Source organism: Bacillus sp. GS3m_15504 (genome assembly GCF_055825275.1).
Map to the genome: position 1 here is coordinate 2,393,319 of NZ_JBVVNL010000001.1, position 23,639 is coordinate 2,416,957.

Consider the following 23,639-nt stretch of genomic DNA (forward strand, 5'->3'; position numbering starts at 1 on the left):
TGTAACGCCGTGGGTCTTTTTGTTCTTTTATTTTATTAACATTATCTTATCATAAAATTTAGAACATTCATTTTACTCTTTCGCAAATCATATTGAGAAAGTTTTTCCGAAATATCCCAATATCCCCGCAAGAATATTCTACCACCAACCGAACTATCGTTCTAGTTTATTTTCGTATTTTTGATATAAATCCTGTCATATTCTATTTTTAAAGCAAATTAACTGTCAACTATAGTTAAAAAATAAACCTTTATTTATACTAAAGGCATGAACACTTTTGGAGAAAATTTAAAAAAATTTAGATCAAATCGTTCTTTAACACAGGCAGAACTCGGTGATAACATTCAATTGAGTCGTAGTCAAATCAGTAACCTAGAAAACCAATTTAATGAACCTGACTTAGACTCGTTAGATCGTATCGCCAATTTCTTCAATGTATCTGTTGATGCACTTTTAGGAAGAAATATTCCGGAGTCTGAAGAACAATTAAAAATTATTCTCGAGGAGATCCAAACGGTTTTCGCAGGCCTGGATGAATCTCAACGAGAACAATTCTGTAAACAACTTCTTTTCTACACGCAATTTCTAAATGAGAAAAAAGAGTTGTTATGAGTCGATTGTAGTAGAAAACATTTCCATCTGCAATGGTAAAGATTTCTATTACAGTAAATTATAAAGAGGGCTACAGCCCTCTTTATTTTTGTACATCTTTGGTTATATTAACGCATACCTGTTGGGACTCCTAAACCAAATTGCTTGAAATAATAGCGCATCGTATCAAATGCTCCTTGTTTAATATCCAATGAGCCATTTGGTACGTAATTAACTCCCGCAATTTTTAAAGCTGTCTGGAACATGTATACATTCGAAGATACTTGTAAAGCTCGTAAATCATTAATATTACCAAATCCAGATACATTCCACGATTTCTTAGCTTGTGTACCTTTAAATTTCATCGGTGCATCATAAAATTGATCTCCTGGATGTATTGCTCCTGTCTCATATCCAGTTAATAAAGTAGCACCTTTTACAGCAGAGCCTAGCTCATACGAAGTTGTCATATTGCCTAATGCCAAATCCTCAATCTCTAGTACTCCTTCTTTTTCTACAATCTTTTTGCCTGCCATAGATAAAATCTGTCCGTTATTTGGATTCGTCATGACGACAAAAGCTCGATCGAGTAGCGGCTCTGAACTCTTAAAAGCTCTCAAGTTTTTCTCTATACTTTCTTCCACTTTCTTTTGTAATTCCATATCAATCGTTAATGTTAAACTTTTACCACTTTTTCCTTTAGCGATTACTTCTGTATTTATAATGTTTCCTGATTTATCAGTAATGTTTTTCACTTCTTCTTTTGTGCCATGTAATACATCTTCATATCGTTGTTCAATATAACTTTTTCCGACACGGTCATTACGGTTATATCCGCGTACCAAATAAGAATCTAAGTTTTCTTTCGGCAGACCTTCTTCACTACTCGTAATATTACCTAATACGGAACGAAACAAATTACCATTTACATAATTACGTTCCCAATCAACCGTTGCATCTACTCCTGGAAAATTCGCAAGATTTTCACTTATCCGTGCATACTCCTCATCTGTTACATCTTTTTTAATAATTTGTGGTGTTAGTTGATAACCTGAACTCATTTTACTTTTAATAGCTAACACCTTTAAATCTTGTTCTGTTAATTCACCCAATTCTACTTCTGTAACGCGACTTCGTCTTAAATCTTCTATTTTTTTATCTAACTCTTTTCCCTCTATTCCCTTTTCTTTAAACTTTTCTATATCTTTTTTAGTAATCTTTGTATCCGCACGTTTCGTATTCAACTGCATCCAAAAATCTTTTTTATCGATATCAGTTAATTTATTAATATCTTGTTCAGGCATTTCAAGTACTTTCGCCAAGTCTTTTGCTGTTTTTAAAATATCGTCACTCGTAATCCCCTTCACCCTTGTATACGTAATTGTACGAAGAGACTTATTATTAACGACCGTTTTCCCTTCTCGATCTAAAATTTGTCCACGCGGAACTGGTATGCTAGTTGTTGCATTTTGACTGTTTTCCACTTGATTCTTATAAGCCTCTCCCTCAACGATTTGTACTTTTCCTAGCTGCATAATAATAGCTGAGAATAGTAAAAATATACAAAGGAACATTATATTTAATCGAATAGATATATATGTCTTCTGCTTCTTTCCTTTTTGTTCTTTCATAAATCCTCCATATAATTCTTCTGGAACTTCTCACTAATACTTAAACGTTCCCTATATATTACAAACCATTATTCGGTTATAAATAGTGTCTTATCTTTTTTTCTAAATCTTTGTAAGTATTAATTCCTTTTTGTATAGCCGCGTAATTAATACATCTCCCTTCCTTTTTTCTCACTTGTTTTTTGTCGCTTGCAATGTGACTCATAATATATTTACACATAGGCTGACTAGTAACTTTTCATACTGATTATCCCTTTCTTCATGCTGTAGTACTTAATAGACAATCTAAATAATAAAGTTGTTCCACATTTACAAAAAAAATAATTAACTATAAGATGAAGTAGGCTACAAAAGGGAGGATTTTATGTTACATACAAAAATAAAAAAATGGGGATTTTTTGCGGTTCTTTCTATTGTAGGTTTGATTTTACTAATTTTATTTAAAATCAACTTCATTTCAATTACTATCGCAACTTCTTCAGCCGAAAGAGGAAAAATCTTTGATCAAAATGGTGTAATACTAGCTACAAATAAGAAAGTTAAGTCTCTATATTGTACTTCTAATGATGAAAAGTTATCGAAACAAGATACATCAAACACATTAGCTTTTTTCGATAACTTTTCAAGTAAGTTTCAACATGATATTTCTTCAGAGAGCATAAAATCTCAATTACAACAATCTTGTAAAAAACAGACTATGCATGATATACCGTTATACTCTGATATAGCTGAGAATGAACTTGCATTCATAAACAAAAACAAACCGAATAATGTAATAATTAAAGATGACTGGATTCGATATTATCCTAAACATGAAATTGGTTCACAGGTAATTGGGTATGTAGAAAATAACCTTAATTCAAAGCATATGCCGGTTGGAAAAAGTGGGATTGAGCTGCAATATGAAGATGATTTAAAAGGAAAACCGGGTAAAACTCTTATTTTTAAAATGAATAACAAAGAGTTCTTATGGAACATTCAAAAAGTACAAAAAGGTAAGGATATCAGGCTAGCTTTAGATTCTAAATTGCAACAAAAATCAGAGGAAGCATTACGATCACAAATTAAGAAATTACCTGATGCTAAAGCTGGTTATGCTGTAGTGAGTGATGCAAAAACTGGCGCGATTTTAACTATGGCCAACTCAACAGTTTTTGATCCAAATATATTACATACACATGTAACAACTAAAATAAATAACATAAAATCACTTTCGCAAAATAAAGCAATTCAAAAATTAAAATATGGTGAATCTTATGTAAATATGGCTTCTACTATAAAGCCACTTACTATTTTAATTGGATTAAACGAAAAGCTTTTTCAACCTGAAGATACGTATTTAGATAACGGTACTTTTGAGTATGATAATCAAAATAACATTACAAATGCACCCGGAACACCAACAGGTGAGATTACACCGAGGCAGGCTATCATTAATTCATCTAACACATTTATGACAGCAAAAGTAGCTCTTCCATTATTTAACCAACATAATGGCAATGTAGAAAAAGTAGCACATATATGGACAGATTATTTAATGCAATTCGGCCTACGTTCTAAAACCGGGATTGATTTACCCTTTGAAGAAGACGGACAATATGAATTCCATCCTTCTAATAAGTTTGAAAATGGAATCTCCGCTTTATTAAATGCCTCGTGGGGCGGAAATGAAGTGCATACTCCTCTTCAACTCGCTCAATATGCAGCAACTTTAGCAAGTAAAGGTGATAAATATAAACCACAAATGGCAAGTGCTATTATTGGTCAAGATGGTAAAGAAACAAAAAAGTTTAAACCAATTTTAGAAAGTTCAAATCGTTACCCAATGAACTTTTGGAGTGTCGTACAAGGTGGAATGAGTCAAAATATAGAGGAGATTAAAAAGTTGCCCTTTGACGTCGCTGGTAAAACAGGTATTACAGGTTTTCCGAATGAGCAAGCAAGAATGATCAATCATTCTCTATTCATTGCATATGCTCCTACCGAAGATCCACAGATTGCCGTTTCTGTCGTTATTCCTGGTAGTAATTCAGAAAAAAACATTGCTGCTCTCGTTACATCAGAAATTTTAGAGTCCTGGAATACTATTCAAAAAGAGAATAAAAACAAAAAGGAAGGTTCATTAAAGTGAACCTTCCTTTTTTACCAAATAGAATCTATATTTATTATTTTCCATATACCTTCATTATTCTTTTCAAACATAAATGAGTATTTAATGTCAGTTAAAACATACTCTTTTTGTACATATCCAGTATTACCATTAATTGTCGATACTTTTATATATTCATTCTTCTGCACTTTTTCTGGAATCCAAGCTTTTACCATTTCATTAGATACTTCATATAAAACTTTTGATTCTCGCTTTGGTTCAGCTAAAATTTTCGTTTTATTTCCAGTAACAGTTGCATATATAAAGTGTGCTTGCTTTTGTTGGTTACTTTCTGTCAATCCACTTGGTACTTTGTATACTTGTTTTGTATCATTTGCGAATTCTCCCCCCATCGTAAGAGCGACTTGCAACTCATGAAAAATATCTTCATCAAACTTCAATTCATCCTTCATATAGCTCTTCCCTTTAAATTGAACTTCATCGTTTAACGCTTTATACAAGTCAGTTTCATTTTTTGCATTTGTACTTTGATATAAATCATTCATAAATTGTTTTAATGTTGGATCTTGAGCAGACTCATCTTTTGTTTTAGGCTTAATTTGTGTGCTACTTTGCACCGGTGATTTATTATCATCAAGCCAAGGTTGTTGAACAATAAAAAATAAAAATGTACAAGCTAAAACCACTACAATTGGCAATGCTTTTTTACGAAATGGTCTTGTATGTTCCCGAGAACCTACCTCGTTACTTTGATATATAGATTGCTTTATTTTATAAATATATTCTTCTTCGTCTTTACGGTGTTCCATTGGGCCTTTTTTTAATTTTCTATACCAGTCAGGATTTTTTTTATTGTTCATCACTACCACCCTCCCCTATTAGTTTTGAAACCTTACTTCTTGCTCTACTTAATCTAGATTTTACAGTTCCAATGGATACTCCTAGTGTTTCAGCCATTTCTTCATAAGATAATTCATATTTTGCGTCCAATATTATTATTTCACGGTGCTTTTTAGGTAGTTTTAATACAACTTTCCAAACATCATTCATTTCTTCTTGCTTAAAAAACTCTTGTTCTGCCGACACAGTTTGCTTGTCGTCACTAAAAAATCCTACTAAAGATATTCTTTTAAAATAAGATGATTTCAAATAGTTTATTGCCGTATTTCTTGTGATTTTTAATATCCACGTTTTAATAGATGACTCCTTTCGAAATGAATTCCAATTTTTAAATACCTTTATAAATACATCTTGCGTAATATCATCTGATAAGTGTGGATCTTTCGTAATAATAAATGAATAATTCCATACATCTTGCCAATAGTCTTTTATAACATCGTCCAGCTCTTCATGATTACACTTTTCAATAAATGTCTGTTCCATTTCCACACCTCAAACTTATTTGAATAAACATAAAACTACCCTCACTTTTATTATGGTTTCAATATATAGACAAGATACAAGTTTCATTTGTTCCATTTAGTTCGAGTTCTCCAATTGTATCTTTTTTAGATTTTTGATACCAAAAAGAACCCTTATACTAAGGGTTCTGCAACAGAAAATATGAAAAACCCCCTGCGCAAGGGATTAGTTCATTCAAAAGCTTATTTAGAAGCATCATGTACAGGCAAACTACTAAAGATCAGTTCAGCAACTTTTACATATCCTTTTGAGTTTGGATGAATGAAATCCTTAGACCAAAGCGTATTGTCATTAACTACATGATGATTCCAAAAGTCAATATGATGAAGCTTATACTCTCTGCTCAATGAAAAGATAACTTCATTTGCCTCTAATAATTGTTCTTTTATTACTTGTTTTTTTTCAGAAGCAAGAGGAAGCCTTACTGTAAAATCTGGAAGGTTTGCTATCATAATATCGGCACCTGTTTTACTTAATGTATCTATCATACATTTCATATCTTCCTTATATGCATAATGATTCCAACGTCCTTTTAATACGTCGTTTGCACCTGCAATGAGGCTAACCAAATCTGGATTAAAAGTTAACGCCTTTTCCAATTGTTGCGAGCGAATTTCTTTCGTTACTAACCCACGCTTTGCAAAATTAGCATATTCTATATCGTTTACACACAGTTGGACAAAATGATCTACCCAGCTTTTTAATGCTATACCCTCAACTTCATCCCCTATCCCCTCTGTAAAACTATCACCAATCGCTACAAATCGCTTCCACATATGTATTCCCCCTTTATTATGAACCATATCTCTACTATACAATAGCTCGCAACGTAATTGTTATTTCTAAATGGTTTTCGATTTGTCTGATAAATCAATAAATGTTAATATGATTATAGAAGATATTATCATCCTTTAGATTTCACAGCTAGTTTTTTACAAAAACGATTTCTAAATTCTTTATTAATTAGGAGGTCTAAAAGATGAAATTTTTAAGGCAATCAACAATTATTGGCGCATTGACTGTTGGAGGATTTTTATTTTCAAATACAATTGGTACGCTCCCACCTGCCTCTGCTGAATCGCAACCTACACAAAAAGAATCACGATTTTTAGATACTTGGCGATGGCAAAACTATTTTTTATTACATCATAATGCAGATTTTATTGAAGAGTTAGCAGTTGGTGACTTAAAGCATGGAGATACATTCGATGTTACTATATATACTGGTGGTAAGGATACTGGTATTGTAAAAATATATCAATTGAGTGGAAATGAAAATGATGAAATAAACTTGCATAGATATAAAACCATTTATGACTCTGGTTTAAAACATAATTATGGTAGATTTGTAACACCTATTACTAAGGCCTATAATCCTGGAACATATGTAGCTGTTATGAAACTTGGAGAAAATTATTATTATGGGGGCAGCTTTAAAATCTCAAAATAATTTACGTTTATCTCACCAGCAACTAAATATTTGGAGGTGTAATAATGTCATTTGCAGCATGGAGTGCAATTTTTACGACTTTAATAGGGGCAATATCCGGAGCAATTTTTGGTACAATCTCCTCTAGAAATTAAAGCAAAAATGAAATACTTACGTAAAAACGAATTTCTAAAAAAACTCTATACAAAAAAGTAGCCTATAAAATTTTATAGGCTACTCTTCATTTTATGAATATTATTTAGCTAATTCTTTCGTACCTTTCATTACATCAACGAAGAATCCCCAGTTATTCACAACAGAAGAAATACTAATATGTTCATCTGGAGTATGGACATTGAATATATCTGGACCGAATGAAATTGCATCTAATTCAGGCATCTTTTGAACGAATACACTACATTCAATCCCAGCGTGTACAGCGAAGATTTCAACATCTTTATTGTATTTTTCTTGATGCACTTTTTCAAATAAATTACGAATTTGTGAATTCGGATTGTATGGCCATTCTGGATACTCTGACTCGATTTCAAATGTTGCGCCAACTAATTCCGCAATACATTTAATCTCATCTGCAATATGTTGTTTTAAACTACTTACAGAGCTTCTCACTTCGTTACGTAATTTAATTTCATCTTGCAACGTTTCAATAACACCTAAATTTGTTGAGCTTTCTACTAGACCTTTAATATCCATGCTCATACTTTGAATGCCGTTCGGAATTAAGAATAATGATGAAATAAGTTGCTTTTGTGTTTCTTTAGCAAATACTTTTTCTACTTTCTCATCTAATTTTGTAAGTGTAACATGAACATCTGGATCAACAGCACGCATTTCTTCTTGTAATACTCGTGTCCATGATTCTAACTTTTCTTCTACCTTCTCTACATCTTCTTGACATAATAAAATTGTAGCTACACTTTCACGCGGAATTGCATTCGTTTTTAATCCACCGTGAACTTCACTTATATCAAATTGAATATTTACTGATAAATCATGTAATACTCGTCCTAATACTTTGTTCGCATTACCACGTTGTTTATCAATTTCCATACCAGAATGTCCGCCTTTTAGACCGCCAACATATAAACGGTATGCATCCATATTCGCTGGTGCTTCATCCCAAATTACTGGAATCGTTTCAACAGCTTTTGCACCACCTGCGCTACTTACAAGTAATTTATGATCTTCTTCAGAATCAATATTAATAAAAATCTTTCCTTCAAAATGATTTGAATCAACAGCGAAAGCTCCGCCCATTGTCGTTTCTTCTTCAGTAGTAATAACTACTTCTAGTGCTGGATGCGGAATGTCTTTTGAATCTAATAAAGCTAATGCATATGCAACTGCAATACCATTATCAGCCCCTAAAGTCGTTTGATTTGCATATAACATGTCCCCAATAATTCGTAATTCAATTGGATCTTTATCAAAATCATGTACGGTTGCTTGATTTTTTTCGCAAACCATATCCATATGACCTTGAATAATAATAGCTGGTACATTTTCATAACCAGCAGTTGCTTCTTTTTTAATAATGACATTTAATGCTTCATCTTGAATCACTTCTAAATTACGCTCTTTCGCAAAGCCAACTAAAAAATCACTAATTTCTTTTTCATTACCTGATCCTCTAGGAATCTTTGAAATTTCTGCAAAATGATAAAATACAGGGTGCTCTGTTAATTGTTCTAAAGTAGAATACATTTTTAAGCTCCTCTCAAAATGACAAAATAATATGTAAGTCTTTTATCATTATACCATGATTCATTATTTTCACTTTCTATTTCATGCTTTAATATCTGCTTGTTAAACATTTAAATTGCATATAAAAAGAGAAAGAAAATGCACTATGCATTTTCTTTCTCTTTTTTTGCTCTCATATATTTTGAAGTACCATTATTCATTAATTTCTCTAACCGATTTATATTTTCCGTTAATGCACCTTTCACAAGAGAGAAATCTGTATTTGGTTCTTCTTTTTTTTCTTTAAAAAATGAAGACTTTTTCACACTAATTTCAGCCATCTCTTCTCCCCCTTTTCAAAAAAGATACAACCTTTTATTTATATTATATAGCAAAAGCAGACAGGGTGTACACGTATCATTTTCTTTTTAATTCTTCTTCTAATTCTTCTACTTGCTGCATCGTATCCCCTTTTATTAACGAGAAATCTGATGTACCTTTACCTTTAACTCCTACCTGGAATTCTCTCTTTTTTATTTTCATTAATTATCATAAAATTAAAAATATTAATCTACTATTTAATAATAATATTTGGTATTATAAAAAGTAGATTTTAATGGGATTATAATCTAATATATTTTTGGTTAAAATAATTTTTCACACAAGGAAGTTAACCATATTGAATATTATCGTGACTCCAGAATTATTAGAAGCTTCTACTAACAAGTTTAAAAGTACTCAAGAGCAAGAACAATTTACTAACCTTCGACAAGATATCCCATATCTTGAATCAATTACAGCTAGTATTTCAGCAAGAGGAAAAGGAAGTAACATTGTAGGAACTCTTCCAAACCATATCGTACAAAATATTGAAAAGTTTTTCCTTTTGTCTATTCAAGAAGGAAAACAATGTTAATAGAGAATGGATTTAATTCCTTATATGCTGAAAATTTTATAATAGATTAAAAAACACAGTCTATTTACACTGTTATGCTTCTAGATACAACAGAAAAAATGAGGTTACTTCTGACAATGGATTCTTTGTTATTGAATTACCAAACACTCAATGGCTATTAACTCGAAATATAATAAATGATTCCTTTGAAATAACCTATTTAACCAAAAATCTTTTCGAAAATGAAATAGCAAAACTAATAAAAGATTAATCCTTTAAGACGGGAGTATATTTATATTGAATAAACAACAGCATTCTAGCAAAAAAAAGGAAGGCTTTTTCGAAAATAGGATATTACCTATCATCACTGTTCTTTCAGGTGTCATTCTACTAGTGTACAAAGGGGTAGAATTTATTTCAAAGTATGTATTAATTTTAATCTTATTTACACTAATTATTGCTTCGTTATACTTATTGTTTATGAAACAAATAGTTGGTGCTGCTATTGGATTCATTTTTGCAGCCCTTGGGTATTATATGTATAAAATCATTTTTAAACAAAAAAGAAATAACGCATAAACAAATCATAAAGAGGTAATGTAAAAGAGAATGTTTTTACGCATTCTCTTTTACATTACCCTCTTTTATATACTTATATGGAATTGCCTCTACAAATTTTTCTAATCGATCTACATTTTGAGTCAATGCACCTTTCACAAGAGAGAAATCTGTATTTGGTTCTTCTTTTTTTTCTTTAAAAAATGAAGACTTTTGTACATTTAATTCAGCCATCTCTTCTCCCCCTTTTCAAAAAGATACAATCTTCTATTTATATTATATCGTAAATGTAAATAGCATGTACACGTATCATTTTCTTTTTAATTCTTCTTCTAATTCTTCTACTTGCTGTAATGTATCTCCTTTTATTAACGAGAAATCTGTTGTATCTTCATTATCTTCTTTAAAAAAATCATTGTCATAATCTTTTATCACTACAATCACCTCTACGTGCTAGTGTAGGAATGATTGTCCGATTTTATACAAGTTTGTCTAAATTCGCTTTACCTTTATGTATAAGTGAAAAGGACAGAAAAAATTTCTGTCCTTATTTACTAAAATAACTATGATGTATTGTTAAATTATATACATTTTCAAAATCTCGATCTTGCAGGTTATTTTTCTTCCCATCAATAACAATGAAAACATCACTCACTATTTTTGCTGGTATAATTCCGACATTTTCTACTTGTACTGCTCTCTGCTCATTCAATTGCTCAATGTACTCTAACGGAATAATCGTACTAAATTGAGAACGGATACCACGAAAGTTTGTATTTAATTCCTTTGCCGCTTCAAATACAACAATTTTTGCTCCAATCTTTTCCCCATACGAATCTAAAAATGCGTTTAAGCTTTTTGTATATTCTTCCTCCGTATGCCATTCCATCGTACCGAACACTGCTGGATTGACATTTTGAATGATTGTTGTGTATATTTCTCCTCTTGCTTTAGAAGCAATTAATGACCGTTTTATCGATTGAACCGTCTTGCCGATATCGCTAAATTTCGCTCCCCATATTTCTGAAATATTAGGTGTTAAAATAAATGCAATATCAACGAAAATAACCATTGCAGTGAACATTAAAAGATTTTTCCAGAGGGTTAAATCGATTCCTTTTATCATGAAATACACGGTGACTGATACTATAAACAACCCATACCAAGTCTTTCTAATTCGTTGCTTCTTCTCCTCATACAATTCTTCATTTCTCCAGTAAAAGAAAACAAGAACTAGAAAAACGATTGCTAAAATAAATAAGCCGATTCGAATGTTAGAGATCACCAATGACATCACCCTCCATTCAAAAACTACTCACGATATCATTACATGCACAAGCAGCTCTCTTTATGACAAAAGACGTGGACAAGCTTCTAAATTTAGCTACATTGCATATACATTAGAAGGTGCCACGTCTTTTATCCTGAATCTACATTGTATATGTAGACAAGCATGCGTTTCAAATTTTCATGTTAAAAAGTAATATGTTTCGGAATTTCTCCTTCAGGTACTTCTCCATCCATACTTAAGTAATAATGGCGAATCGGACGTAAATTTTCGTCTAATTCATACACGAGCGGAATACTCGTTGGAATATTTAGTGAAACAACACCATCGCTTGAAAGATTATCTAAATATTTTACTAGCGAGCGAATTGTGTTACCATGTGATGAAATGATTACTTTGTTACCATTCTTTAATTTCGGCGCAATTTCTGAATGCCAATAATCAAGTACTCTTTTCTCCGTATCCACTAAACATTCTGTCAATGGAAACTCACCTTTTTTCAGTGCTTTATATCTTAGATCATTCATTTCATACCTAGGATCATCCTCAGTAAGAGCAGGTGGTCTTACATCAATACTTCTTCTCCAAATATGAACTTGCTCCTCACCATATTTTTTCGCAGTTTCATCTTTATTCAACCCTTGCAATGCACCGTAATGTCTTTCATTTAACTTCCAACATTTATGTACTGGCACCCATGCAAGGTCCATCTCATGAAGTACAATCCATAACGTCCGAATTGCTCGTTTTAATACAGATGTATAAGCTACATCAAAAGTATATCCATTTTTCTTTAATATCGCTCCTGCTTCTCTCGCTTCACTTAATCCATTCTCTGATAAATCTACATCAGTCCAACCAGTAAAACGATTTTCAAGATTCCATAAACTTTGTCCGTGACGAATAAGTACAAGTTTTATCATAATAATTCCCCTCTTGGAAATGTGAATTTTATTGTTCCATTGCGTACACGTATAAAGTATCTAGTAATGTATCTTTTTATCCATTCACTCTATGATAGCTCCATAGTTGCCAAATGTACGGATAAAATTTGTTCTTTTTCAAACTATAAAAACAGATATATTTATTTTTATTTTTGATCGATTGCAACTTCCCTTTTCGATATCCAAGCATCAAAACCTGATCGGCTATGTGCCATTTCATTCATAACTTGATGCCAATTTTCTTCACACGATTCACCAAATTTTGAAAAAATAGCACCCATTTGTTGTCTTTGTACATCACTCAGTTTCTTTTCTAAATCGGCACCTTTTTCTGTTAAAGATAACTGTTTCACACGGCGATCATGTGTAGCTTCATAACTCTCAATTAAGCTCTTTTCCACAAGTTGTCGTAATGGTCCGTGAAGAGCTTGTTTACTTATTTCTAGTAGTGATAATAACTCATTTACACTTACTCCCGGAAAGCGTGCGATAAAAAATAAAATTCGGTGATGTACTCTTTGAATACCATACTCTTTTATAATTTCATCTGGCTTTTCAGTAAATGTTTTATATGCAAAGTAAAATAAGGCTAACGCTTCATTCATCTGTTCTTCTTTATGTTGTGTCATCTACTTTCCCCCTGTATGTAAATTATACCACATTCTAGTAATGAATATTTTAATCAATGCTCTAGAGCTGCTTTCGTTTATTACAAGAAAGCAAAACGATTAGGAGATGATTCACTTGAAAACTCAATATACTGTAAGTACATATTTATTAGACCGACTAAGCGAATTAGGAATTGAGCATATTTTTGGTGTCCCTGGTGATTATAATTTGGCTTTTTTAGATTATGTACTCGCACATAAAAATTTAGAGTGGATTGGCAATTGTAATGAATTAAATGCGGCATATGCTGCAGATGGATATGCTCGTATAAAAGGAATAGCAGCTCTTATTACCACCTTTGGCGTTGGAGAATTAAGCGCCATAAATGGCATTGCTGGCTCATATGCAGAAAACGTACCAGTTATAAAAATTACAGGTACACCACCAACAACAGTAATGGAAAATGGAGAGCTAGTTCATCATACGTTAGGTGATGGAAAGTTCAATCATTTTTCCAAAATGTATCGAGAAATCACTATTGCACAAACTAATTTAACCCCAGAGCATGCAGTCGAGGAAATTGACCGTGTGTTACGTGCATGTTGGAATGAAAAACGTCCTGTTCATATTAATTTACCTATTGATGTGTATAATAAACCAATTAATAGACCTGCAGAACCAATTTTACATAAACCGATTTTAAGTAATAAAGAAACACTGGATAAAATGCTTCTACATGCCATTTCAAAAATAAATAGCGCAAAGAAACCTATTATTTTAGCTGATTTTGAAGTAGATCGTTTTCATGCAAAAGAATATTTATATCAATTTGTAGAAAAAACGGGGTTTCCTATTGCAACGTTAAGTATGGGAAAAGGAATATTTCCAGAAAAACACCCTCAATTTATAGGGGTTTATGTTGGTGATGTAAGTCCTCCATACTTGCGTAAAAGAATTGATGAATCTGACTGTATTATTAGTATTGGCGTGAAGTTAACTGATACTATTACAGGTGGCTTCACACAAGGTTTTACGAAAGAACAAGTTATTGAAATTCATCCCTACACTGTGAAAATTACAGATAAAAAATACGGGCCAGTTGTAATGAAAGATGTTTTACAACAGTTAAGTGATGTAATTAAGCATCGAAATGAAGAAACGCTTGATATTAAGCCATTTATTTCAGAATCGCTATCTATGACAGAAGAGTTCAATCCAAAAGCACACATGGTTACACAAAAACGTTTTTGGCAACAAATATACCATTTCTTACAAGAAAACGACGTCTTACTTGCAGAGCAAGGAACACCTTTCTTTGGTAGTGCCGCTATCCCTTTACCAAACAACACTACATATGTAGCGCAACCATTATGGGGATCGATCGGCTATACATTACCTGCTCTACTTGGTACACAGCTCGCTAATTTATCGCGGCGCAACATTTTACTTATTGGTGATGGTTCTTTCCAATTAACTGTCCAAGAATTATCAACTATACTACGTCAAAATTTAAAACCAATTATATTTTTAATTAACAACAATGGTTATACTGTTGAACGTGCAATTCATGGTCAAAACGAACCGTATAATGACATACAAATGTGGGAGTACACAAAACTAGCGAAAGTATTCGGAACAGAAGAAAAAAGCCAAACATTTAAAGTACAAAATGAAACAGAGTTACAAGAAGTCTTAACTAAAATAAGTATTGATAAGAATCAACTTACCTTTGTTGAAATTGTAATGAGCCAAGGGGATCAGCCTGAATTGTTAGCTAAGCTTGGGAAGAGATTCGGCCAGCAAAATTCTTAATATAAAAAGCATAACCTAATTATATAAAAGGAAAAGGATGGAAGGTGCCACCCTTTTCCTTTTATATATACTATTTTAAGAACCTTCTTCGACTAACGTCTCGTGTGACAAGTCAAAATTCTTAATCAACCTTTAACTTTATAGCTTTTGTAGCAATAAATGTTTTAATATGCTTATCTAATATCCTTGTTCCACCAAAATCATCCTCATAAAAACCTGTTATAATAAAACCCGCTTCAATTTGGCCTTGGATTTGATCTTCTAGTGTATGCGCATATTCTATTGTTTGATTTGAATCGATGTAATCTTGAACTTCATCCTCTGGTAAATAATCCAATGTCGATGAAGGGATTGAATGTTTTACATCAAGAATACCTTTTTGTTCAATGTAAGCTTATTAATTATTTATGCTTTCCTTTTTCTATTAACCTGCCTGATAGTTATTACATAGTTGTCTATATTTATATTAACAGATAAACGATAGTAATTACTAAAAATTCAAAATATATATATATCCATTTACTTAAAACAACCGTAGAATTGGTAGTTTCAAACCACTCACTTACACATAAAAAGGCATTCCAGACCTGTTGACAGTTGGAATGCCTTTTTTAATGTTATTTAATTTCTCAAGCTCTTAACTGAACCCATTAAACAAATAAGCTACAATTTTTCTTTTTTATTCAGCGAGCGTTAACTGCCAAGACACACCATACTTATCATTTAACCAACCAAATTTTTTACTAAACGGATAGGTACCTAAAGGCATAAGTACTGCTCCATCCTCCGCTAGTTTATTAAAAGCTGTTTCAATTTCTTCTTCCGTATTACAAGTTACATAAAGAGACATAGCTGGCGTAAATGTAAAATTATGATTTACATAACTATCTATGCACATGAACTCTTGCCCGTGTAATGTAAACGTTGCATGAATGACAGTACCCTCTTTACCAGGTCCGTTTTCATCGTAACGAGAGATACTTACAATTTCTGATTGATCGAATAGCGACGTGTAAAAGTTCATCGCTTCCTCAGCTTTGCCTTCAAACATTAAAAACGTAGTAATTTTTTGATTTGTGTTACTCATTTAGAGACAACCCCTTGTTATGTATTTATGCAAAATATACATCGGTTAACAAAAACGAACATACATTCTCGTTATTATATTGTCTATAAAAACGATGAGTTTGTCAATTATCTACTTTCTTATTTCTTCTTAAATAATGCTGTCCAAAGAAATGATTCTCCAAACATAGTATTTGGTTGTTCAATCTGTTCCATCTTTCTAATTTCAATCACTTCAAATCCTTTAAATATCTCTCTTAGTTTTTCTTCCGAATAAGCAAGACCTCCTTGTAAACTCCATCCTCTATATACGTCCCAATCTGTTATTTCTGATCCATTTCGCTCATCTAAATCACCTGCCGCGAAACACGTTAATCCGAAATAACCACCTGATTTCAATGCGTTTTTAATTAAATCCACATAATTTACTCTTCTATGTGGTGGAATATGATGCAAACAGCCCGAATCGTATACAAAATCAAATTCATTTTGAACCTCTAAATTGAAAATTGAATCACAAATAAATTCAATTTCTACTCCTTTTGCTAACGCCCTCTCTTTCGCCCAGTTAATGCCTTCTATAGATAAATCTACTGCTGTTACATCAAACCCTTCATTTGCTAGATAAATTGCGTTTCTACCCGGACCACATCCAAGTTCCAGTACTTTTCCTTTTGAAACCCGCTTTTTTTGTATATACGAAACTAGATTCTCATCTGGAACATTTTCAAAAAACGGAACATCTTTTTCTCTATTCGCATAAAATTCATTCCAAAATGGTTCTGCTGATCTTAATAATGAATCCAGCATTTTAATAATATCTTCTTGCGTATGCAACGTTTCATTTTTCATTTGCACCCCTCCAATTTTAATATTCAGAAAATTATTATATATCTTTTAGAACTTTAAGACAAAGAAAAAACTCCTACATTCAATAGGAGTTTTTCTCTTTAAAATCCAAGTACAGCTAACCAGTTTAACAACTTCTCTTCTCGCGCTTTTAAATCATCGTTCCTAAGCTTACCTAACTGTATTTCACTAACAATTTCTCCGTCCGCCATAAAAAGAATTCTTTCTGTTTTTGCTGCTACTTTCACATCATGAGTGACTAACATAATGGTCGTTCCATCATGATTAATATTTAATAATATTTGCATTACTTCTTCTGTTGATTTTAAATTTAAAGCACCAGTCGGCTCATCTGCAAAAATAATATTTGGATTATTAATGAGCGCTCTACAAATAGAGACTCTTTGTAATTGCCCCCCAGATGCTTCGGTTATATAATGAGACGCTATATCACTTATCCCCATATTCTCCATTAGCTCTAGAGCACGTTTATTTACTGTTTTCTTACTCTCACATTTCGCTAAATATGCTGACAAGATGATATTATCAAATAGGTTCAAGTTTCTAAGAAGGTTGCTCTGCTGAAAAATAAATCCTATTTCAGTAAGGCGTAATTTTGCTAACTCTTCTTCTTTCATACATGATAATTCTTTACTATCAATTTTTACACTTCCTGATGACATTTGATCCATTCCACTAATATTATATAGTAACGTCGATTTCCCAGAACCAGAAGGCCCCATAACCGATACAAATTCTCCCTCATAAACCTCTAAATCTATATTTTTTAGCACGTGATAATTTGCATTTCCATCCATTGAATATGTTTTGTTTACTTGCTTTACTTCTAAAATTTTTTTCAAGTGATACACCCCTACTCCCCATTTGGCTTTACATCGTTTGTTTGCTTCATAGTAAAACTACTGAAAAGTGTTGTTGCAGTCACAGATATAAATAAAATAGCTGGACATATTATATAAGAAACGATAGGATTTACGACAAACTTTATATGAGCTGCTCCCATAAATGACCCTAACCAACTTACTAACATTTCACCAAATGTAGCAGCTATACATGTCCCTATCAAAATGCCTAATAATACAATGACGATAGAACGTGTTATATACTGTATACGAATATCTTTACTAGAAAAACCGATATTTTTCATAATTAAAATTTGCGAAGAATCTTTTGCTAATAACATTTTAAAAAACATCGCAGTAATTAAAACTGATATCAATATCGCAATCAAAATAGCCACTTGCGTCACAAGTCTTAATTGTTTAATTGTTTCTCCTAAAGTTTGCGTTACATAATCATTTGTATCTGTTATTTTTGCAGAACTAAAATTTTGTTTATACTCCTTCACTTTTTCTTGCAAGTCCACTTTAGGCTTCATATCTACATTTACTACATACCATAATATATTTTCATTATTATTAGAAAAACTAGCTTTAGCTGTTTTGCCACCATTCGTTACATCTTGATATATACCACTAATCGCTAGTCCTTTCTCTTTCCCATCTACAAATAAAAAGATATAATCCCCTACACTCTTTTTTAATTCATTTGCGTTCATATAAGAAAGAGCAATTTCATTTTCATTTTTTGGTGCCCTACCTTGGATATAGTCTAATGGAAATGTAGTGAAGTCTCCCATTTCTACATTTAAGTTTTCATGTGTACCATCAGCGTTTACCATTTTAAATGTACTCGTAACAAATGTTGCATATTTTTCTACTTCTTTATCATTTTTTACATATGAAATAACACCCTTAAAACGTTTCTCTATATTTTCAGTTTGCTGTAAATCTATTCGAATATCGCTTTTTCCTGTTCCCATATAATTTACAAAATCCGGTGACTGAATCGTATACAAAAAGTTAACAGGTACAACAATCATGAACACAGCTATTATTAATACGATACTTAATACACGAAATAACTTGAATCTTTTTATAACATCTTCTATACCAATAAATATATTTACATTTGTAAATTTAGTTTGTTTGAGTGAAAAGGATTTTCTAATCTTTCTTTTTCCTAGTTTATCTCTTGATTGTAAAGCGTCTATTGCTGTAATTCCCCTAAAATTCCGCAAAATAATACGACAGAACAGGATAACGACTAAAAATAACAATATTGTAATTATGAATGGCACAATATTGTGTAAAATGCTTTTATTTGCCGCCCCCATATAAAGGGTGATATTTGAAGTGAAGATTTTTGTAACAAATAGTGAGAGTATATATCCACATATACATCCACCAGCTGAAATCACAATATATTTTGTTATATATAATTTTTGAATATCTTTGTTATAAATCCCAATTGCTTTCATAACACCAATTTCTCGATAATCTTCTTCCATCGAAGTAATGATCGTAAATCTAATACATAACATTGCAATTAACATTAATAATCCACTTATTATGATAAGTACTGCAGCTATTATTCCATCTGTTAATGAATTGAGTGTTTTAAATAGTGAATACGTAATAGAGGGACCTTTTTGTGGTAAGTTCGATGACTTATATAGATTTTCAAATTCATTTATTTTATTTTCGTCTGTTAGCTGGAATTCAATAAGATATTCGCTTTCTCCAAAATTTCTTTTTATTCTTTCAAAATCCTTATTGCTTATTACAAATCGTTTTGAACTAACGATTGATGGGTTCATTTGAACATCACGAACAAATGCTGAAATCGTAAATTCTAGTTCATTATTATCTTTAATAACCCATATTTTATCTCCCATACGCAAATTATATTTTTGCATATAATAAATGGGTACACCTATTTCCCCTTTCCTAACATCGACCACTTCATTATTTAAATTTAATAAAAAATCAAACTTACTATTTTGTTTCACGAAACTAATGTCCATTACACTATTATGTTCTGCTTGATTTTTCTTTTTAATAAAAATGTTAGATCCATTTATTTGAACCATCTCAGCCGTTTGCTGTTTTTTTACAAACGGATTTTTTTCTACAAAGGAATCAATTGACTTTTGATTTACCTCTCCGGCATGCATTTGTACGAAGTGCGGTGCGTTTGATACTTTAACCAATTGATCCATTGAGTTCAATAGAGTAATAACGTTACTTGAAGCACTAGCCATTAAAAGACTTGATAACATGATAAACATAAACAAGATGGTAATTATCATTTTATTTTGAGAGAAATCTCTTTTTATCATTCTCCTAATCATATAAAGCTAGTTCCCTTCATTCGATAATATTTTCTTCGTCACAACCGCTAATAATATCATTATGAAACTAATAGCTAATATCGGTAAATAAATTTTCATGCTGAATTTTTCAAACATAAAACCATATACGACTTGCCCAATCGGTGCCATACATTGGGATACTGCTGTTATAATTGCCATTACTTTTCCTAAGTTTTCATTTGGTGTTTTCTTTTGGACTACAGTAATCACATAGATGGATACAACTGTCATAATCATTGCAATTAAAATAGAAGAAAGTATAAAGAGGATAAATGGTGGATAGTATCCTAAATTAAGAATAACTGGTGTAACTGATAGTGCCATCGGTATTACTAATAAAGCTATTAAAATCATCCAATAATACAATGTTTGCATCTGTAGCTTTTTCGCAAAAAAACCTATTGATAATGCACCTATAATAGTAGCAAAATCGATCAATCCCATTCCAATTCCATATAACGTGTGGCTACTTTCCATTGTTACTCGTATAATAATTGGAGCACCAACAACAAATAGCGGCGTTAGTATTAAATTTAGTAATGCGGCTAAAAGCATAGATTTCAAAATAAATGATTGTTTTAAAACATATATAAATCCCCTTTTCATATCCCTTACAATTGTCGGTATGATATGGCTTTCTTGTACTCTCTTTATAAAAGGTATTGTAATAAACATTTCTAAAATCGCAGATAAAAAGAAAGCAAGACAACTTATTATCACGAGCATTTTCAAACCAATTATGCCGTACAATATTCCTCCTAATACAGGGGCAACTATATTAGATAATGCTTGCACACCATTTACGATACCGTTCGCTTGTTCTAACTTTTTCTCTGGAACTAATTGCGGAATACTTGCCATTACAACTGGTGCGTACATTGCATTAACGATTGCTAGTAAAAACATAATTGTTCCAATCAATAGAATAGATACAGATCCAGTAAATAACAAAACTATAAAGCTTAATACAATCCCAGTATTTATGAAATCAAAAATAACCATTAAATTACGGCGATTGAAACGATCTGCTATCGCTCCGCCAAGAGGAGCTAGCAAAAACGGAATACTCGTTATCGCATATAATCCTGCGAATATATCAGCACGCCCTGTTAAATCTAGCACATATAATGACAGAGCAAAACGTAAAAGTGTTGAACCCAAAATAGTAATAATTTGCCCACTAACCATTAAATAAAAATCTTGCATCGAAGGTTTTATACTAATAGATATCATAATCACACCCTTCCTTTAATTTAGACCGACTGTCGGTCTATAATACACAAACAGAAAAAATATCACCTCTGTTTCATTAAAACCTCCAGCATATAATTAAAAGATCCTTCTTTCGCTCCAACAGATACTTCCATCATTTTAATATAAGCTTTCACTCTCCTCATCATTTCTTCCGGCTTCCATTGGAATAACCCCTCATCAAATATGACTTGCGCTGAAGATAGTAATAGTTCAATCGTTTCTTGTGGATATGAAGTCGAAAATATCCCTTCTTCAATTCCTTGTTCTAAAATTTCTGTTAATACAGGAGATAAATGAATAATAGATTGCACTAAACTTTTTTGATGCATTTCTGCATTATTTGGTTGATGAAATGCATCAATCATTTTATCTTTTATATCACCTGATTTTGGAGATTGCTCCATTAAAACTCGAAATAACTTTTCTAATGCTGGTATATTTGGATTAGAGACGATTACTTTCGCTTTAGCAACATCTTCTTTAATAATCCTCATAATAATCTCATCCATTACTTCTTCTTTCGATTTAAAATAATGATAAAACGTCCCCTTTGCTATCCCTATCTCTTTTAAAATGTCATTTACTGTTGTTTTCGTATAACCTTTCGTAAGAAATAATCGTTCAGCCGTTTCTAAAATTTCTTTTCTACGTTCCTCATACTCCTTAATTATTCGCATTCACGTTCTCCTTCCAACCAGACCGACTGTCGGTCTATTTTAATTATATGTTTAGTTAGTAAAAAGTTTCTTATTTTATACATATACAACGTCCTACTTCCAATTTCCTTTATAAATTTTTATTTTTTAACGTCCGTTCAATTTGTTTAAAACGTATCTCACGTTTCTTATCATCACCTTTCATTTTAAGAAAAAGAAGGTTTTCGTATTGGTTAACACCACAAATTACATTGATCAAACAACTACTTATATCTTTACGAAAAAATAGAACAGCATGTACTATCATCCAAAAGCAATTCGAAAAACTTTTAATTAATCACAAAGCTTAAAAGATTACATATATTATCAAATATTTTTTAATATTGTTGTGATCGAAGAGCATTCCCTTAGGTACTCTTTAATTTTAAAATAATGATTTGATTAAGCCTTTTCACCTTTTAATTGGACAAGCATATATTATTCTATGGAGGAATCCACTCATAAAAATCTACTTTTCTTGTCAAAGAGTATGCTTATATGCGTGCTCTTTTTATTTGGTTTTCTTTCATTTCCAAATAACATTTTCAACTCTATTCATACTATTTTTTCAACTTTAGGTTACAAACTATTTCTGTAAGCGTATTGTTTCTTTTGTACTATAGGCAGTTAGTTTTATCCATAACAGTACACCTCTGCACTATTCACTATAAATTTTCATATATTATATTGTGCTTGTCCAAAACATGTGGTTATTACTCACGCGATCTAAATGAAAGAAAGGAGTGAAAATATGCGATCATCTAGTCGTAAGCTCACAAACTTTAATTGTAGAGCACAAGCCCCCAGTACACTACCAGCTCTCGGTTTTGCTTTTAATGCTACTTCACCTCAATTTGCAACACTATTTACGCCACTACTACTACCTAGTACAGGCCCAAATCCAAACATTACTGTCCCTGTAATCAATGATACAATTAGTACAGGAACTGGTATTAGAATTCAAGTAGCTGGTATTTATCAAATCAGTTATACATTAACAATCAGCCTCGATAATGTTCCATTAGCCCCAGAAGCAGCGCGCTTTTTCTTAACACTAAACTCATCAACTAATATTATTGCAGGATCTGGAACCGCAGTCCGTTCTAATATTATTGGCACTGGTGAAGTAGATGTATCCAGCGGTGTCATTCTAATAAACTTAAACCCTGGTGATTTAATTCAAATTGTACCCGTTGAAGTAATTGGTACAGTAGATATTCGTTCTGCCGCTTTAACAGTTGCACAAATTCGTTAAAAAAAACAATATGCTTAACTAATTAACATTCAACATTTAATATTCCTTATACAGTCCAAAATATATGTTATAGATTTAACACACATTTATATTAAACAAGCATATTGTATTGTATGGTGACTATGTAGTCACACAAATCTAAAGCGTTCATAAAAGCACACTTATATGTGTGCTTTATTTTTTATGAAAATCAAGCTTTAATATAACTATTTTGTATCACTTTATACTCATCACTCTTTTAAACATTTACCTTTTTATTGTTATATTTGCTCATTGTTTTTCTCTTTGTTTTA

24 protein-coding genes and 2 pseudogenes are annotated in these 23,639 nt (G+C 31.9%); 7 read left to right on the forward strand and 19 right to left on the reverse strand.

The features are described from left to right. Positions 1 to 267: 267 nt before the first annotated feature. Positions 268 to 612, forward strand: a complete 345-nt coding sequence (locus AC0L0O_RS12625; protein ID WP_437403172.1) for a helix-turn-helix domain-containing protein — start codon at positions 268 to 270, stop codon at positions 610 to 612. A gap of 113 nt (positions 613 to 725) precedes the next feature. On the opposite strand, the pseudogene AC0L0O_RS12630 reads toward AC0L0O_RS12625, so the two are convergent. Beyond that, positions 726 to 2,222 (reverse strand): annotated as a pseudogene (locus AC0L0O_RS12630) (penicillin-binding transpeptidase domain-containing protein); the annotation flags it as partial. A 364-nt stretch (positions 2,223 to 2,586) separates the two neighbouring features. Between AC0L0O_RS12630 and AC0L0O_RS12635 the strand changes: the two are divergent. Continuing rightward, positions 2,587 to 4,353, forward strand: a complete 1,767-nt coding sequence (locus tag AC0L0O_RS12635; RefSeq protein WP_473785797.1) for a peptidoglycan D,D-transpeptidase FtsI family protein — start codon at positions 2,587 to 2,589, stop codon at positions 4,351 to 4,353. Between the two features lie 11 nt (positions 4,354 to 4,364). Here AC0L0O_RS12635 and AC0L0O_RS12640 read toward each other — a convergent pair whose 3' ends face one another. The 3 genes from AC0L0O_RS12640 to AC0L0O_RS12650 all read right to left on the reverse strand — a co-directional run bounded on the left by AC0L0O_RS12640 (position 4,365) and on the right by AC0L0O_RS12650 (position 6,530). Then, complete coding sequence (locus tag AC0L0O_RS12640) at positions 4,365 to 5,192, reverse strand: hypothetical protein (protein ID WP_001060391.1); 828 nt, start codon at positions 5,190 to 5,192, stop codon at positions 4,365 to 4,367. Beyond that, the gene (locus AC0L0O_RS12645) at positions 5,182 to 5,715 is read right to left on the reverse strand and encodes an RNA polymerase sigma factor (protein WP_000438338.1); all 534 of its coding nucleotides are present in this window, start codon (positions 5,713 to 5,715) and stop codon (positions 5,182 to 5,184) included. The genes AC0L0O_RS12640 and AC0L0O_RS12645 overlap by 11 nt, the downstream gene beginning before the upstream one ends. 221 nt (positions 5,716 to 5,936) lie before the next feature. Then, entirely contained in the window at positions 5,937 to 6,530 is a 594-nt protein-coding gene (locus AC0L0O_RS12650) for an SGNH/GDSL hydrolase family protein (RefSeq protein ID WP_000265894.1), read from the reverse strand. 203 nt (positions 6,531 to 6,733) lie between these two features. On the opposite strand from AC0L0O_RS12650, the gene AC0L0O_RS12655 reads away from it, so the two are divergent. Then, entirely contained in the window at positions 6,734 to 7,204 is a 471-nt protein-coding gene (locus AC0L0O_RS12655) for a DUF5065 family protein (RefSeq protein ID WP_000670597.1), read from the forward strand. Positions 7,205 to 7,438: 234 nt separating this feature from the next. Here AC0L0O_RS12655 and pepD read toward each other — a convergent pair whose 3' ends face one another. From pepD to AC0L0O_RS12670, 3 genes are all read right to left on the reverse strand, one after another. Next, positions 7,439 to 8,908 carry a beta-Ala-His dipeptidase gene (gene pepD / locus AC0L0O_RS12660; protein ID WP_000287514.1) on the reverse strand — a complete coding sequence of 490 codons (1,470 nt, stop codon included), beginning with the start codon at positions 8,906 to 8,908 and terminating at the stop codon, positions 7,439 to 7,441. A 143-nt stretch (positions 8,909 to 9,051) separates the two neighbouring features. Then, a complete protein-coding gene (spoIISB, locus tag AC0L0O_RS12665) occupies positions 9,052 to 9,228 on the reverse strand; it encodes a stage II sporulation protein SB (RefSeq protein WP_000808045.1) in 177 nt (58 codons plus the stop codon). 76 nt (positions 9,229 to 9,304) lie between these two features. Continuing rightward, positions 9,305 to 9,430 (reverse strand): hypothetical protein, encoded by a 126-nt coding sequence (locus AC0L0O_RS12670; RefSeq protein ID WP_000694311.1) that lies wholly within the window; start codon positions 9,428 to 9,430, stop codon positions 9,305 to 9,307. Positions 9,431 to 9,566: 136 nt separating this feature from the next. Here AC0L0O_RS12670 and AC0L0O_RS12675 point away from each other — a divergent pair, with 136 nt between their 5' ends. Next, positions 9,567 to 9,803, forward strand: a complete 237-nt coding sequence (locus AC0L0O_RS12675) for a hypothetical protein (RefSeq protein ID WP_001021688.1) — start codon at positions 9,567 to 9,569, stop codon at positions 9,801 to 9,803. A 276-nt stretch (positions 9,804 to 10,079) separates the two neighbouring features. Continuing rightward, positions 10,080 to 10,361 carry a hypothetical protein gene (locus tag AC0L0O_RS12680; protein ID WP_001041555.1) on the forward strand — a complete coding sequence of 94 codons (282 nt, stop codon included), beginning with the start codon at positions 10,080 to 10,082 and terminating at the stop codon, positions 10,359 to 10,361. Positions 10,362 to 10,397: 36 nt separating this feature from the next. Here AC0L0O_RS12680 and spoIISB (AC0L0O_RS12685) read toward each other — a convergent pair whose 3' ends face one another. The 5 genes from spoIISB (AC0L0O_RS12685) to AC0L0O_RS12705 all read right to left on the reverse strand — a co-directional run bounded on the left by spoIISB (AC0L0O_RS12685) (position 10,398) and on the right by AC0L0O_RS12705 (position 13,201). Further along, entirely contained in the window at positions 10,398 to 10,574 is a 177-nt protein-coding gene (gene spoIISB / locus AC0L0O_RS12685) for a stage II sporulation protein SB (protein ID WP_042511279.1), read from the reverse strand. A 75-nt stretch (positions 10,575 to 10,649) separates the two neighbouring features. Further along, a complete protein-coding gene (locus AC0L0O_RS12690; protein WP_000588712.1) occupies positions 10,650 to 10,775 on the reverse strand; it encodes a hypothetical protein in 126 nt (41 codons plus the stop codon). 112 nt (positions 10,776 to 10,887) lie between these two features. Next, positions 10,888 to 11,625 carry a type II toxin-antitoxin system SpoIISA family toxin gene (locus AC0L0O_RS12695; RefSeq protein ID WP_002036394.1) on the reverse strand — a complete coding sequence of 246 codons (738 nt, stop codon included), beginning with the start codon at positions 11,623 to 11,625 and terminating at the stop codon, positions 10,888 to 10,890. A 188-nt stretch (positions 11,626 to 11,813) separates the two neighbouring features. Further along, the gene (gene gpmA, locus AC0L0O_RS12700; RefSeq protein WP_000594139.1) at positions 11,814 to 12,551 is read right to left on the reverse strand and encodes a 2,3-diphosphoglycerate-dependent phosphoglycerate mutase; all 738 of its coding nucleotides are present in this window, start codon (positions 12,549 to 12,551) and stop codon (positions 11,814 to 11,816) included. A 167-nt stretch (positions 12,552 to 12,718) separates the two neighbouring features. Next, positions 12,719 to 13,201 (reverse strand): MarR family winged helix-turn-helix transcriptional regulator, encoded by a 483-nt coding sequence (locus AC0L0O_RS12705; protein ID WP_473785798.1) that lies wholly within the window; start codon positions 13,199 to 13,201, stop codon positions 12,719 to 12,721. Positions 13,202 to 13,307: 106 nt separating this feature from the next. On the opposite strand from AC0L0O_RS12705, the gene AC0L0O_RS12710 reads away from it, so the two are divergent. Then, positions 13,308 to 14,993 carry an alpha-keto acid decarboxylase family protein gene (locus AC0L0O_RS12710; protein WP_098638961.1) on the forward strand — a complete coding sequence of 562 codons (1,686 nt, stop codon included), beginning with the start codon at positions 13,308 to 13,310 and terminating at the stop codon, positions 14,991 to 14,993. A 121-nt stretch (positions 14,994 to 15,114) separates the two neighbouring features. Here the strand turns inward: AC0L0O_RS12710 and AC0L0O_RS12715 are convergent. The 7 genes and pseudogenes from AC0L0O_RS12715 to AC0L0O_RS12745 all read right to left on the reverse strand — a co-directional run. After that, a pseudogene (locus AC0L0O_RS12715) lies at positions 15,115 to 15,378 on the reverse strand (SAM-dependent methyltransferase); the annotation flags it as partial. 294 nt (positions 15,379 to 15,672) lie between these two features. Further along, positions 15,673 to 16,080: a VOC family protein gene (locus tag AC0L0O_RS12720; RefSeq protein WP_000072488.1), complete on the reverse strand. Its 408-nt coding sequence runs from the start codon at positions 16,078 to 16,080 to the stop codon at positions 15,673 to 15,675. Between the two features lie 119 nt (positions 16,081 to 16,199). Beyond that, positions 16,200 to 16,910: a class I SAM-dependent methyltransferase gene (locus tag AC0L0O_RS12725; protein WP_000787484.1), complete on the reverse strand. Its 711-nt coding sequence runs from the start codon at positions 16,908 to 16,910 to the stop codon at positions 16,200 to 16,202. A 98-nt stretch (positions 16,911 to 17,008) separates the two neighbouring features. Further along, entirely contained in the window at positions 17,009 to 17,770 is a 762-nt protein-coding gene (locus AC0L0O_RS12730) for an ABC transporter ATP-binding protein (protein WP_000721686.1), read from the reverse strand. Positions 17,771 to 17,781: 11 nt separating this feature from the next. Further along, positions 17,782 to 20,121 carry an ABC transporter permease gene (locus AC0L0O_RS12735; RefSeq protein ID WP_473785799.1) on the reverse strand — a complete coding sequence of 780 codons (2,340 nt, stop codon included), beginning with the start codon at positions 20,119 to 20,121 and terminating at the stop codon, positions 17,782 to 17,784. Positions 20,122 to 20,127: 6 nt separating this feature from the next. Beyond that, positions 20,128 to 21,375, reverse strand: coding sequence for an MFS transporter (locus AC0L0O_RS12740; protein WP_473785800.1), 1,248 nt, complete (start codon positions 21,373 to 21,375; stop codon positions 20,128 to 20,130). A gap of 62 nt (positions 21,376 to 21,437) precedes the next feature. Continuing rightward, the gene (locus tag AC0L0O_RS12745; RefSeq protein ID WP_473785801.1) at positions 21,438 to 22,073 is read right to left on the reverse strand and encodes a TetR/AcrR family transcriptional regulator; all 636 of its coding nucleotides are present in this window, start codon (positions 22,071 to 22,073) and stop codon (positions 21,438 to 21,440) included. Between the two features lie 769 nt (positions 22,074 to 22,842). Between AC0L0O_RS12745 and exsF the strand changes: the two genes are divergently transcribed. Next, positions 22,843 to 23,346: an exosporium protein ExsF gene (exsF, locus tag AC0L0O_RS12750; protein WP_001257911.1), complete on the forward strand. Its 504-nt coding sequence runs from the start codon at positions 22,843 to 22,845 to the stop codon at positions 23,344 to 23,346. Positions 23,347 to 23,639 lie beyond the last annotated feature (293 nt).

Coding starts and splice junctions, on each gene's coding strand:
- AC0L0O_RS12625 (WP_437403172.1), top strand. CDS start 268: ATGAACACTTTTGGAGAAAATTTAAAAAAATTTAGATCAAATCGTTCT.
- AC0L0O_RS12635 (WP_473785797.1), top strand. CDS start 2,587: ATGTTACATACAAAAATAAAAAAATGGGGATTTTTTGCGGTTCTTTCT.
- AC0L0O_RS12640 (WP_001060391.1), bottom strand. CDS start 5,192: ATGAACAATAAAAAAAATCCTGACTGGTATAGAAAATTAAAAAAAGGC.
- AC0L0O_RS12645 (WP_000438338.1), bottom strand. CDS start 5,715: ATGGAACAGACATTTATTGAAAAGTGTAATCATGAAGAGCTGGACGAT.
- AC0L0O_RS12650 (WP_000265894.1), bottom strand. CDS start 6,530: ATGTGGAAGCGATTTGTAGCGATTGGTGATAGTTTTACAGAGGGGATA.
- AC0L0O_RS12655 (WP_000670597.1), top strand. CDS start 6,734: ATGAAATTTTTAAGGCAATCAACAATTATTGGCGCATTGACTGTTGGA.
- pepD (WP_000287514.1), bottom strand. CDS start 8,908: ATGTATTCTACTTTAGAACAATTAACAGAGCACCCTGTATTTTATCAT.
- spoIISB (WP_000808045.1), bottom strand. CDS start 9,228: ATGGCTGAAATTAGTGTGAAAAAGTCTTCATTTTTTAAAGAAAAAAAA.
- AC0L0O_RS12670 (WP_000694311.1), bottom strand. CDS start 9,430: ATGAAAATAAAAAAGAGAGAATTCCAGGTAGGAGTTAAAGGTAAAGGT.
- spoIISB (WP_042511279.1), bottom strand. CDS start 10,574: ATGGCTGAATTAAATGTACAAAAGTCTTCATTTTTTAAAGAAAAAAAA.
- gpmA (WP_000594139.1), bottom strand. CDS start 12,551: ATGATAAAACTTGTACTTATTCGTCACGGACAAAGTTTATGGAATCTT.
- AC0L0O_RS12705 (WP_473785798.1), bottom strand. CDS start 13,201: ATGACACAACATAAAGAAGAACAGATGAATGAAGCGTTAGCCTTATTT.
- AC0L0O_RS12710 (WP_098638961.1), top strand. CDS start 13,308: ATGATTCACTTGAAAACTCAATATACTGTAAGTACATATTTATTAGAC.
- AC0L0O_RS12720 (WP_000072488.1), bottom strand. CDS start 16,080: ATGAGTAACACAAATCAAAAAATTACTACGTTTTTAATGTTTGAAGGC.
- AC0L0O_RS12725 (WP_000787484.1), bottom strand. CDS start 16,910: ATGAAAAATGAAACGTTGCATACGCAAGAAGATATTATTAAAATGCTG.
- AC0L0O_RS12735 (WP_473785799.1), bottom strand. CDS start 20,121: ATGATTAGGAGAATGATAAAAAGAGATTTCTCTCAAAATAAAATGATA.
- AC0L0O_RS12740 (WP_473785800.1), bottom strand. CDS start 21,375: ATGATATCTATTAGTATAAAACCTTCGATGCAAGATTTTTATTTAATG.
- AC0L0O_RS12745 (WP_473785801.1), bottom strand. CDS start 22,073: ATGCGAATAATTAAGGAGTATGAGGAACGTAGAAAAGAAATTTTAGAA.
- exsF (WP_001257911.1), top strand. CDS start 22,843: ATGCGATCATCTAGTCGTAAGCTCACAAACTTTAATTGTAGAGCACAA.